General features: G+C 71.8%; 11 protein-coding genes. 6 read left to right on the forward strand and 5 right to left on the reverse strand.

The features are described from left to right. The first annotated feature begins 86 nt into the window (after window positions 1–86). From H5965_RS24755 to H5965_RS24765, 3 genes are all read left to right on the forward strand, one after another. Window positions 87–929, forward strand: coding sequence for a PspA/IM30 family protein (locus tag H5965_RS24755; protein ID WP_091315526.1), 843 nt, complete (start codon window positions 87–89; stop codon window positions 927–929). A 23-nt stretch (window positions 930–952) separates the two neighbouring features. Further along, window positions 953–1,939, forward strand: coding sequence for a phage shock envelope stress response protein PspM (locus H5965_RS24760; protein WP_310972613.1), 987 nt, complete (start codon window positions 953–955; stop codon window positions 1,937–1,939). 457 nt (window positions 1,940–2,396) lie between these two features. Then, window positions 2,397–3,803 (forward strand): amidase family protein, encoded by a 1,407-nt coding sequence (locus H5965_RS24765; protein ID WP_310972614.1) that lies wholly within the window; start codon window positions 2,397–2,399, stop codon window positions 3,801–3,803. On the opposite strand, the gene H5965_RS24770 is transcribed toward H5965_RS24765, so the two are convergent. The 5 genes from H5965_RS24770 to H5965_RS24790 all read right to left on the reverse strand — a co-directional run bounded on the left by H5965_RS24770 (window position 3,775) and on the right by H5965_RS24790 (window position 8,684). Further along, window positions 3,775–4,815: a quinone-dependent dihydroorotate dehydrogenase gene (locus tag H5965_RS24770; RefSeq protein ID WP_310972615.1), complete on the reverse strand. Its 1,041-nt coding sequence runs from the start codon at window positions 4,813–4,815 to the stop codon at window positions 3,775–3,777. The genes H5965_RS24765 and H5965_RS24770 overlap by 29 nt on opposite strands. Window positions 4,816–4,880: 65 nt before the next feature. Then, a complete protein-coding gene (locus tag H5965_RS24775; protein WP_310972616.1) occupies window positions 4,881–5,441 on the reverse strand; it encodes a GNAT family protein in 561 nt (186 codons plus the stop codon). Between the two features lie 368 nt (window positions 5,442–5,809). Continuing rightward, entirely contained in the window at window positions 5,810–6,856 is a 1,047-nt protein-coding gene (gene add, locus H5965_RS24780) for an adenosine deaminase (RefSeq protein WP_310972617.1), read from the reverse strand. 121 nt (window positions 6,857–6,977) lie between these two features. Continuing rightward, entirely contained in the window at window positions 6,978–7,787 is an 810-nt protein-coding gene (locus H5965_RS24785; RefSeq protein WP_310972618.1) for a DNA-formamidopyrimidine glycosylase family protein, read from the reverse strand. 3 nt (window positions 7,788–7,790) lie between these two features. Further along, window positions 7,791–8,684: a ParA family protein gene (locus tag H5965_RS24790; RefSeq protein ID WP_310972619.1), complete on the reverse strand. Its 894-nt coding sequence runs from the start codon at window positions 8,682–8,684 to the stop codon at window positions 7,791–7,793. 106 nt (window positions 8,685–8,790) lie between these two features. On the opposite strand from H5965_RS24790, the gene H5965_RS24795 reads away from it, so the two are divergent. The 3 genes from H5965_RS24795 to H5965_RS24805 all read left to right on the forward strand — a co-directional run bounded on the left by H5965_RS24795 (window position 8,791) and on the right by H5965_RS24805 (window position 11,478). Beyond that, on the forward strand, window positions 8,791–9,516 hold the full coding sequence (locus H5965_RS24795; RefSeq protein WP_310972620.1) for a methyltransferase domain-containing protein: 726 nt from the start codon (window positions 8,791–8,793) through the stop codon (window positions 9,514–9,516). A gap of 86 nt (window positions 9,517–9,602) precedes the next feature. Continuing rightward, entirely contained in the window at window positions 9,603–10,823 is a 1,221-nt protein-coding gene (dinB, locus tag H5965_RS24800; RefSeq protein WP_310972683.1) for a DNA polymerase IV, read from the forward strand. A gap of 250 nt (window positions 10,824–11,073) precedes the next feature. After that, complete coding sequence (locus H5965_RS24805; RefSeq protein ID WP_310972621.1) at window positions 11,074–11,478, forward strand: DUF3040 domain-containing protein; 405 nt, start codon at window positions 11,074–11,076, stop codon at window positions 11,476–11,478. Window positions 11,479–11,559: the final 81 nt, after the last annotated feature.

Below are 11,559 nucleotides of genomic sequence, written 5' to 3' on the forward strand. Positions count from 1 at the left end.
GGGTCGGAGCGTTGCACTTGCAGGGGAGCGACGCCCCACACCCCGAGTACCTAGGCCCGTGGGACGCAAGAAGGCAGGCGGAGGAGATGGCCAACCCGTTCGTGAAGTTCTGGAAGTACATGATGGCGGCGTTCTCGTCGAAGATCGACGAGCACGCCGACCCGAAGGTACAGATCCAGCAGGCCATCGAGGAGGCGCAGCGCAACCACCAGGCGCTGACGCAGCAGGCCGCCTCCGTGATCGGCAACCAGCGGCAGCTGGAGATGAAGCTCAACCGGCAGCTCGGCGACGTCGAGAAGCTGCAGGCCTCGACCCGGCAGGCGCTCGTCCTCGCCGACGAGGCCCGCTCGAAGGGTGACGAGCAGAAGGCCGTCGAGTTCGAGAACGCCGCGGAGAGCTTCGCCACGCAGCTCGTCACGGCCGAGCAGAACATCGAGGACCTGAAGACGCTGCACGACCAGTCGCTGCAGGCCGCGGCGCAGGCGAAGCAGGCCGTCGAGCGGAACTCGCAGATGCTGCAGCAGAAGCTCGCCGAGCGCACCAAGCTGCTCTCGCAGCTGGAGCAGGCGAAGATGCAGGAGCAGGTCTCCGCCTCGCTGAACCAGATGAGCCAGCTGGCCGCGCCGGGCAACACGCCGTCGCTGGAAGAGGTCCGCGACAAGATCGAGAAGCGCTACACCACCGCGCTGGGCCAGGCGGAACTCGCCCAGAACTCGGTCCAGGGGCGCATGATGGAGGTCCAGGCCTCCACCACGCAGCTGGCCGGCCACTCGCGGCTCGAGCAGATCCGCGCGTCGATGCGCGGTGACTCGGTCGCCCAGGTGACCGACGGCGGCAAGACGGCCCAGCAGCCGGCCAGCAGCTCGGCCGACATCCAGCGGGAAATCCAGGCGCGCGTGCAGGCCGAGCAGGGCAAGAACCCGGCCTGACGACTCCGGAGGGGGCGAGCACCATGGGGCAGCAGGGCAGACGGCGCGACTTCAGCGAGCTGAGCGCGAAGCTGGAGAAGCACATCGAGAAGCTGCCCGACTACGCGGTGCGCGCTCAGGAGAAGCTCCAGAAGGTGCAGAAGTACTTCCCGCCGGCCGACCAGGCCGGCGGGAAGCCCGCACCGCAGCGCCCCAACCCGTTGCAACGCCCGCCGGTGCGGCGCCCCGACATGACGGCGTCGCTGTCGTCGATGGCCAGCCAGGTCCCGGCGTTCGCCGAGGCCCGCGCCAAGTGGGACCGCTGGAACCACCCGGCCGCGAAGCTCGAACGCCGCAAGCGCCGGACGTCGAAGGCGATGACGCTGTGGATCATCCTGACGATCCTGTGCGCGGTCGTGACGGTGGCCGCGGCGGTGGGCTGGCTCAGCCCGACCAGTGCCGCGATGATGCCGCAGGCGATCACGGCGTTCGCCGGAGCCGTCATCTTCGGCACGTTCAGCGTCCGCTCCGGCCTGAAGCTGCGTGAACTCAAGCGCACCCCGATCCCGGCGGCCCCGGCCGGCCCGCCGCCGTTGCCGCCCGCCCGCTCGGCGGCCCGTGAGCCGATGGAACGTCTCGCCGAGTGCGAAGCGTCGCTGACGGAGCTCCTGCGCCAGCTTTCGGTGCCCTCGTCGCTGGGGACGCCGCTGGTCTCGGAGGTCTCGGTCGCGGACGCCCGCCAGACGGCGACCGAAGCGGCGGCCGCGTTGCGCGGCCTGGCCGGCCGCATCCAGGCCATCGAGCGCGGCCGCGACTCGGCACCCGCCCGGGAGAAGGCGGCCCTGGACGCGGCGGTGGCCAAGCTCCGCGAGCAGCTCGAAGACGGCCTCGAGGGCTACCGCGGCCTGGTCGCCGCGGCCGGCCACACGGTCGCCGCCGCCGGCGACGGTCTGGTGACGTCCAAGCAAGCCCTCACCGACGCCACCGACCGCCTGGCCGGCCTCGCCATGGCCCTCCGCGAACTCTCCTGACCGTGATCCGAAGGTCGACACTCGTGATTGAAGGGTCGACACGCGTGATTGAAGGGTCGACACGGCGAACCGGCCTCCGGTGCGGTGTGTCGACCCGGGAATCACGCGTGTCGACCTCCTGATCACGCGTGTCGACCCTTCCATCACGCGGATTTCGGCTTCGCTGGGCCATTGGGATCTGAAACTCGGCCGTTCGGGTGCCGCCGACCGGGGGATCCGGCTGGTCGTCACGGCGCGTGCGTGATCGTGCGTTTCACCCCGGCGTCGCCCCCTGTTCACCTTCCGGGGCCGAAACCCGCGCGTAATCGGAAACTGATGGCTACGGAAACGTCCGCGCCCTAACGTTTCTGTCATGCATGCCGAGGTGTCACTCGCCGGGAGGCCCGCCGTGGACTGAGGTTCGACGGCGCCGACCGTACACAGTGGACTTTCTCGACCGCCGAGGAAAGGACGCCCCGTGAACACGCTCCCGCCGGACCCGGACCCCGTGCCGATCACCCCGCCCACCGCCTCCCAGCGCGTCATCGCGGCCTTCGAACGCCTCACCGAGGCCGGCCGCCCCGAACTCTGGACCACCCTCCGCGCCGTCGAAGACGTCCTCGTCGACGCCAAGGCCGTCGACGAACGCGTCAAGGCCGGCGAAGACCTGCCGCTGGCCGGCACCGTCATCGCCGTCCAGGACCTGATCGACGTCGCCGGGCAGCCGTCCGGCCACGGCGTCCCGGAGACCAGCGCCGCGGTCGTCACCCGGCTCACCGCCGCCGGCGCCGTCGTGCTCGGCAAGACCGGCGCCGCCATGATCTCCGGCGCCTGGGACCGCACCAAGGCCGGCGGCAACGGCGCCGCGGTCGCCGTCGCCCTCGGCGTCGTCGACCTGGCCCTGAGCACCGGCGGCGCCGTCCCTGCCGCGCTGAACGCCATCGCGGCGGTGAAGCCGACGCGGGGCCTGCTGCCCGGCGCCGACAACGTCTCCGTGTACGCGACCGGCCTGGTCGCGGCCCACCGCGCCCTCACCCTGATGACCGGCGGCGACCGCCCCTGGCCCGCCGACGTCCGCCTCGGCGCCGGTGAGCACCCGCGGATCGCCTACCCCGCCGACCTCCCCCTCGGGGAGGCCGCGAGCCTCGCGCTCGAGGCCGTCGTCGCCCGGCTGACCGCCGCCGGCGCCGTGCTCACCCCGATCTCCGTGCCCGACCAGGGTTTCGACGGCTTCGACGCCCTCCTCCTGCCGACCGTGCCGGAGCACCCGGGGATCGCCGAAGCGCTGGCCGACCCGGCCGGCGTCGGCCACCGCCTGACCTCCTGCACGGCCTTCGCGAACCTCCTCGACGTGGCTTCCGTGTCCGTCCCGGTGCTGCCGGGCGACCGCCGTCCGTTCGGCGTCACCTTCCTGACACGGGCGTTCGAAGACCAGATCGCCCTCGACCTGGCGACCGTCTGCACGGACGAGCCGATGACGCCCTACCCGGAGCCGGGGGAGGACGTCGTCGTGTTCGGCGCCCACCTGCGCGGCCAGCCGCTCAACGCCGACCTCACCGCCCTCGGCGCCCGCTTCACCGGACCGGTCCGGACCACCGACGCCTACCGGATGGTGCTGCTGGACACCGAACCGCCGCAGCCGGGCGTCCTCGAGGGCACCGCCACCCTCGACGGCGAGCGCTGGCGCCTGTCCCCGGCCGCGTTCGAGCGGTTCGCCACCACGCTGAAGGAGCCGTTCGTGCTCGACCGCGTCGTGCTCGACGACGGCACCGCGCCCCTGGCCGTCCGGTGCCTGACGGCCGAGGGGCCTGGTCTGGACCGCTACGAGTCCTGGCGCGGGTACGTGCGCTTCACGTCTACCGCCGGGCCGCGAGACCCCGGCTGACCCGGCGCACCAAGCCCGGCCCGTGCAGCGCGAAGCCCGTGTAGAGCTGCACGAGCGACGCGCCGGCGTCGACGAGCCGGACCGCGTCGTCCGGGCCCATGATCCCGCCCACCCCGATGATCGGCAGGCTCCCGCCGGTCCGGTCGTGCACGAACCGCACGACCTCGGCCGCGCGGGTGGTCAGCGGCCGGCCGGACAGTCCTCCCGCCTGTCCGGCCAGGCCGCTCTCCCCGGGGGCGATGCCCTCGCGCGACAGCGTCGTGTTCGTGGCGATGATCCCGGCGACACCGTGCTCGAGCGCGACTTCCAGCAGCTCGGCCAGCGCGTCGTCGGTCAGGTCGGGCGCGACCTTCACCAGCAATGGCACCGGCGATCCGCCGCCGGCCAGCTCGGCCGACGTGGAACGCAGCTCGCCGAGCAGCTCGGCGAGCGCCGTGCGGTCCTGGAGCTGCCGCAGCCCCGGCGTGTTGGGGGAGCTGACGTTGATCGCGAAGTAGTCCGCGTACGGGTGCAGCGCGCGCAGCGAGAACCGGTAGTCCTCGACGGCGTCCTCGAGCGGCGTCACCTTCGACTTGCCGATGCTGATCCCCAGCGGGACACCCGGTTTCCCATCGCGCGCGAGCTTGGCCGCGAGCGCTTCGGCGCCCTCGTTGTTGAAGCCCATGCGGTTGATCACCGCGTCGCTGGCGGGCAGGCTGAACAACCGCGGCTTCGGGTTGCCCGGCTGCACGAGCCGGGTCACGGTGCCGACTTCGACGAACCCGAAGCCCAGCGCGGCCCACGCCGGCAGCGCGCGGCCGTTCTTGTCCATCCCGGCGGCCAGGCCGACGCGGTTGGGGAACCGCAGGCCCAGCACGGTCACCGGGTCGTCGACGCGGAGAACGCCGGGGACGCCGCGGGGAGCGAGCTTGCCGAGCCGGGCGAGGACGGCGATCGTGCGCTCGTGCACCAGTTCGGGGTCGTCGGAGGACAGCCGGTACAGCGCCGGGCGGACGATCTTGTCGAAGAACACGCCCCCATGCTGCCAAATCGCCCGCCGGGCGCGACCCGAGCATCACACCGGAGTGAAGGCCGCCACTACTCGCGGTCCTTCCACTCGTCCTCGAGCATCGCGTAGATCAGTTCGTCGGTCCACTCGCCCTTGACGATCTCGTTCTCCCTGAGGTGCGCTTCGCGGCGCATGCCGAGGCGTTCCATCAACGCGGCGGACGCGGTGTTCCGGCCGTCGCAGCGGCCGATGATGCGGTGCAGCCCAAGATCTTCGAAGCCCAGCCGCAGCAGCTCGGTGGCCGCTTCGGCGGCGAGGCCCTTGCCGTGGTGGTCCGGGTGGAAGACGAACCCGATCTCGCCCTGGCGGTGTTCGCTGCTCAGCCACTCCAGGTTCAGGTCGCCGATGAGCTGCCCGGTCGCGGCCAGTTCGACCGCCACGGCCAGGAACTGCCCTTCCTTCGTCAACGTCGAGCTGTGCACCCGCTTCGCGAGCGCGGCGGCCGACTCGGCGCGGCTGCGCGGGCCCCAGTAGAGGTAGCGGGCGACGTCGGCGCGGGACTGGAAGGAGTTCAGCGCGTCGAGGTCCCCGGACGTGAACGGGCGCAGGATCAGCCGGGCCGTGGTGATCGGGTAGTCAGGCCTGAGCATGCATCCAGGCTAGCGACCGTCAGCCGTCCGGGGGACGGAACGGCGAAACGCTGATCGCCGGACGGTCGTCTTGCTACGCCGGGTGGCGCGAACTGCACAAACGAGCGAAATAAAGGGACCCCCGGGGGGTGCTCTCAAGCGCCGTCAAACGCCTGAGCCCGAGCCGGACTGGTGCTCGGGAACCCCGGGGGCACGGTGACTGCCTGGTATTCGCTATCAGGCACCACGTGAAGCAGGCGATGAGCCGAAGGTGGCTCGGTTGTATCGCTGCTCAAAGTCCTCCACGTGCCATCCGCTAGCGGACAGTCACCTCACGAGTCCTGTTGGAATACAACTTAGGACCACCTCCTTTCTCGTGTACTGCCACGCTAGGTGAAGTCCGCGGTGGCGTGCAACGTCATTTCGCCGATCTCACTCCGCAGACGGGCTTTCCGCCGCTCGCCGAGGAAGGAGGCGTCGACGGCGTTCTCCGCGAGCCGGGCCAGTTCGGCCGCGGTGAGGCCGAGCGTCTCCGCGACAGCGACGTACTCACCGGTGAGCGTGGCGCCGAACATCGGCGGGTCGTCGGTGTTGAGCGTGACGACGACGCCGTGGTCGAGCATGCGCCGGACCGGGTGCGCGGACACGGACGGGACCTGGCCGGTCCGGACGTTCGACGTCGGGCACACCTCGAGCGGGATCCGGTGCGCCGCAAGGTGTTCCATCAGCGCCGGATCGGCCGCGCAGCTGGTGCCGTGGCCGATCCGCTCGGCGCCGAGGTCGTGCAGCGCGGACCAGATGGTCGCCGGCCCGGTGGTCTCGCCGGCGTGCGGGACGCTGTGCAGCCCGGCTTCCCGCGCCCGCGTGAAGTACGGCTCGAACTGCGCGCGCCCGACGCCGAGTTCGGGGCCGCCGAGCCCGAACGACACCAGGCCTTCGGGCCGTTCGCGGAGCGCGAACACGAGGGTCTCCTGCCCGGCGCGGTTGCCCTTTTCGCCCGGAACGTCGAAGCACCAGGCCAGTTCCACGCCGAGTTCGGCGGCGCGCGCCCGGCCGGTTTCCAGCCCGGTCAGCAGGTCGTCGCCGGACATGCCGTCGAGCAGGTGGTTGTACGGCGTCACGGTGACTTCGGCGTAGCGGCAGTTGTGCGCGGCGAGATCCGCCGCCAGGCCGGTCACGAGCGTGTGGATGTCGTGGCGGTCGCGCACCAGCGACGTGACCGCGAGGTAGACGGTGAGGAAGTGGGCGAAGTCGCGGAAGGTGAAGAACTCCGCGAGCTCGCGCTCGTCGGTGGGGACGCCGGCGGCGGGGCGGCGCCGAGCCAGTTCGAGGACGGTCGGCAGGCTCGCCGAGCCGACCAGGTGGACGTGCAGTTCGACCTTGGGCAGGGCGTGCGCGAACACGCGCAGCGCCTGCCCGGTCAGGATTGCGGGCATGACGAAGCTCCCTTGAGGGGGTACGAGGTGACGGAAGAAGGGCGCGGCTCAGGGAGCGAGGTCGCCGCGTTCGGTGTCGGCCCCGTAGAGCGGGAGCTTGAACGTCGTCACGGGCGCCAGCCTACTGCGGCGGGTACGGGCCTGTCTGGTCCTTCGGGCAGAACCACGTCGGCCGCCGCTGGACGTCGTGGCCCTGCGTGCGGACCAGGAGCTTGCCGCCGCAGCGGAAGCAGCCCTGGCGGGTGCGCTCGTACACCCAGTTCTTGCGGTTGCGGTCGAGGTGGCCGGTGGTGCTCTGCTCGAACCGCCCGGCGAGGGCGTTGGCCAGCAGCAGCTTGCGGGCCAGCGCGACCGTGCGCCCGGCGTCCACTTCGGACACCGGCGTCCACGGCGTGACCCCGAGCAGGAAGGCGATTTCGCACTTGTAGAGGTTGCCGACACCCGCCATCACGCGCTGGTCGAGCAGCGCGAGCCCGAGTTCGCGCGCGGGGGCGGCGGTCAGGTTCGCGATCGCCCGCTCCAGGTGCTCGTCCGTCCACTTCGGATCGAGCAGGTCCGGGCCGAGGTGGGCGACGAGGTCGTGTTCCTTGCTCGTGGCCACGAGTTTCAGGTCGTGCACGCGGAACCCGATCGCCTGGACGTCGGCCGCGGTGAAGATCACCCGCGCGTGGTGGCCGGGCCGCCGCCACTTCGCGCCGGCCGGGTAGACGTCCCACATCCCGTCCATCAACAGGTGCGAGTGCAGGGTCAGGTCGCCGGAGAAGCGGGTGAACAGGTGCTTGCCGACCGTGCCGACGCCGAGCACCTCACGGCCGGAAAGGTCCACTGTGGCCAGTTGTGGCACCCGGAACTCGCCGCGCAGCAACGTCTTCCCGGCCATCGCCCTGGCGAAGCGGCGGGCGACCAGGAAGACGGTGTCACCTTCGGGCACGGCTCACCCCGCGGATTCGGACACCTCGGCCGGCGCCTCGGGCGTCTCCGGGGCCGGGCCTTCGGGCCAGTCCGGGCCTTCGGGCTCCTCGCCGGCGATGCGGTGCCGGCCCGCCCGGTTCGAGCGCAGGATCTTGGCCAGCACCATGTTGAACGTCAGCGCGATCTCCTGCGCGCCCGGCGAGTGCCACTCGTGGATCGGGCTGCACGCGCCCTGGGCCTGCTGCACCGCGAGCCGGTCGGTGATCGCCGTCGGCATCACCAGCGAGCCGAAGTTCTCGCGCAGCTCGGCGATCCGGAACTGGTGTTCGTAGGAGCGCACGCGCAGCTTGTTCACCAGGACGCCGATCGGGCGCAGCTCCGGGTTGAGCTCCTTGCGGATCTTCTCGATCGCCTCCAGGGCGCGCGACGCCCCGGCGACGGCGTACATCGTGGGCTCGGTCACGATCAGCGCGCTGTCCGCGGCGACCAGCGCCGACTTCGTCAGGCGGCCCAGCGACGGCGGGCAGTCGAGGATCACCAGCTCGTACGGGGTTTCCCGCAGCGGCGTGCGGTGCAGCTCGTCCAGCGCCCGCGAGAAGTTCGCCAGGCGCTCGCTGTCGGCGTCCGGGTCGTTGAGCAGCTCCAGCTCTTCGGCACCGACGAGGACGTCGACGTCCTCGCTCCAGACGCTCGGGGCGATCGCGCGTTCCAGCGTTTCCCGGGTGGGGGTCTCGAGCACGTCCGCGAGGGTGGCGTCGGTGAAGGGCGGGTCGAGCGAGGTGGTGGCGTTGCCCTGCGGGTCGAGGTCGACCACCAGCGTCCGCGTGCCCCTACGCAAGGCGGCGGACGCGATACCGAGAGCGACCGTCGTCTTGCCGACGCCTCCCTTGAGGCTGAGTACGGCGACCGTGTGCACGTTCACCAGCCTACGGGTGCGCGCGCAAGGCGCCGCCGGGCAAGGGCCGTTCACTCGAAGGGAGGAGCTCGGGAGGCCGGCGGGGGCGGGCACTACCCTGTGCGACATGAAGACGGAGACCGTGGCCGCCCGGGGTTCGGGTGCCGTCCGCCGGGTGCTCGAGGCCGAGATCGAGGCCGCACGCGCCCGGGGCGCCGAGCACCCCCGCGTCGTCGACGTGGGCGGCGGCAGCGGCGGCTGGGCGGTGCCGTTCGCGGCGGCGGGCTGCCGGGTGACGGTCGTCGAGCCGAGCCCGAACGCCCTGGCCACGCTGCAGCGGCGGGCCGAGGAGGAAGGCGTCTCCGAGCTGATCACGGTGATCGCGGACGACTCCGACGCGCTGGGGCGGCACGTCGAGGCGGGCTCGGCCGACCTCGTGCTGGCGCACGGGCTGCTGGAGATCGTCGACGACCCGGCCGCGGTGCTGACGGCCCTGGCCACGGCGGTCGCGCCGGGCGGCGCGGTGTCGGTGCTGGTCGCGAACCGGCACGCGGCGGCGTTCCACCGCGCGCTGGCGGGCCGGGTGGGCGAGGCGCGGCAGCTGCTCGAGAGCGCCGACGGGGTCGTCGCCGGCGACACGGTGCTGCGGCGCTTCTCCGCTTCCGGGCTGCAGGCCGACCTGGAGGCGGCGGGGCTGGAAGTCACGCTGCTGCAGGGCGATCGGGTGATCGCCGACCTGGTCGGCGGCGACGTCCGGGACGACGAGCTGGCGGCGTTCGAGCGGACGGCGTCCGCGACGCCGGTGCTGCGGGACATCGCCGGTCGGCTGCACGCGGTGGCGCGCCCGGTCTGAACTGCGGTTTCGCGCCTCGTCCGAAACTGTCGGTGGTGCCCGGTAGCGTCCTCGGCGTGGGACGAAATGCCGAGTTGCCGGGCGGGATGGGCCGGTTCCGCGTCCGGCCGGGTGAGCCGGTGCCGGACGACACCGGGTGCGGGCTCCTGCACGTCGACATGGACGCGTTCTTCGTGTCGGTCGAGCTGCGCACCCGGCCCGAGCTGGCGGACAAGCCGGTCGTGGTGTCCGGGGGCGGGCCGCGGGCGGTCGTGGCGGCGGCGAACTACCCGGCGCGGAAGTTCGGCGTGCGCTCGGCCATGCCGTTCTCGACGGCGAAGCGGCTGTGCCCGCAGCTGATCAACATCCCGCCGACGTCGGGGCTGTATTCGTCGGTGTCCCGCGGGGTGATGGGCATCTTCCGCGAGCTGACGCCGCTGGTCGAGCCGCTCAGCCTGGACGAGGCGTTCCTGGACGTCAGCGGGGCGCTGCGGCGGCTGGGCGCCACGCCGGCGTCGCTGGGCGCGGAGATCCGCTCGCGGGTCGCGGCCGAGCACGGGATCACCTGCTCGGTGGGGGTGGCGAAGGTCAAGTTCGTCGCGAAGCTGGCGTCGGGGATGGCGAAGCCGGACGGGATGGTCGTGGTGCCGGCGGCGGAGACCCTGGCGTTCCTGCACCCGCTGCCGGTGTCGGCGCTGTGGGGCGTCGGCGCGCGGACCGAGGAGCACCTGCGGCGCCTGGGGCTGGCCACGATCGCCGACGTCGCCGCGTTCCCGCCGGAGCGGCTGAAGAAGTCGCTGGGGGTGGCGGCGGGCGAGCACCTGTACCGGCTGGCGCACGGGGTGGACGAGCGGTCGGTGGTGGTCGACTCGCCGGAGAAGTCGATCGGCGCGGAGCACACGTTCGACGTCGACCTGCATTCGCGCGCTTCCCTCGAGCTCGAGCTGCTGCGGCTGGCCACGAGGGTGGGGGCGACGCTGCGGGAGCGGGGCGTGCGGGGCCGGACGGTGTCGATCAAGGTGCGGTTCGCGGACTTCCGGACGATCACCCGCGCCCGCACGCTGGTTTCGGCGACGGACGTGGCGCGCGAGATCCACGCCGTGGCCGTGGCGCTGCTCACCGAGCACGCGCCGACGGGGGCGGTGCGGCTGATCGGCGTCCGCGTCGAGGGGCTGGACACGGGGGAGGCGGGGGAGCAGCTGGTGTTCGACTCACCGGCCCCGCGCTGGCGGGACGCGGAGGTGGCCGCGGACGTCGCGCGGTCGAAGTTCGGCTCGGCGGCGGTGCGGCCGGCGTCGCTGCTGGGGCCGCGCGAGAACGGAGGGTGATCTTCGGCTCGGTGACGTTCCCCCACAACGGCGGTCGGGCGGCAAAACGGTCACGATCGGCAACGGTGACGGTCCGCAACGCCTGTCGAGCGGGATTTAGCCCAATTCGATCCCTTCTGGATGCGGGATCGGGTAGTCGTGCGGGCGCGGGCCTCGTATCCTGGACAGTGCCACCCCGCCTGGGGTTGGCTGTTGGGTCCAGGACGTTGCGCGGCCCGGCGCCCGCGACAGCTGTGCCGGAGGAGGAAAGATGCCACTCTCCGAGCATGAGCAGCGGCTGCTCGATCAGATCGAGCGCGAGCTCTATGCCGAGGACCCCAAGTTCGCATCCACGGTGCGTGGCACCCGGTTGCGTCGCCCCGCTCGCCGACGGCGTATTCAGGGCATCGCCCTGTTCGTAGTGGGCGTGGCCCTGCTGGTGCTGGGCGTGGTGGTGCCGCAGTTCCGGGTGGCCGACATCCCGCTGATCAGCGTGCTCGGGTTCCTCGTGATGTTCTTCGGAGTCATGATGGCCGTCACTTCGATTCGGCACGGCGCCGACGGAGACGGCAAGGGCGGTGGCTCGGGTGCCCGCGGTGGGAAACCATCGGGTCGCCGGAGTTCCTTCACCCAGAGGATGGAGGAGCGTTTCCGCCAGCGCTTCGAGGAGCAGTAGCGCCGCAAGACGACAAGATCCGCGTCCCTCCGTTCGGCGGGATGCGGATCTTCTTGTGTGCTCAACTGGGCCTGTGGGGCG

It is taken from the genome of Amycolatopsis sp. 505 (assembly GCF_031625235.1).
In the GTDB taxonomy this organism is placed as follows: Bacteria; Actinomycetota; Actinomycetes; order Mycobacteriales; family Pseudonocardiaceae; genus Amycolatopsis.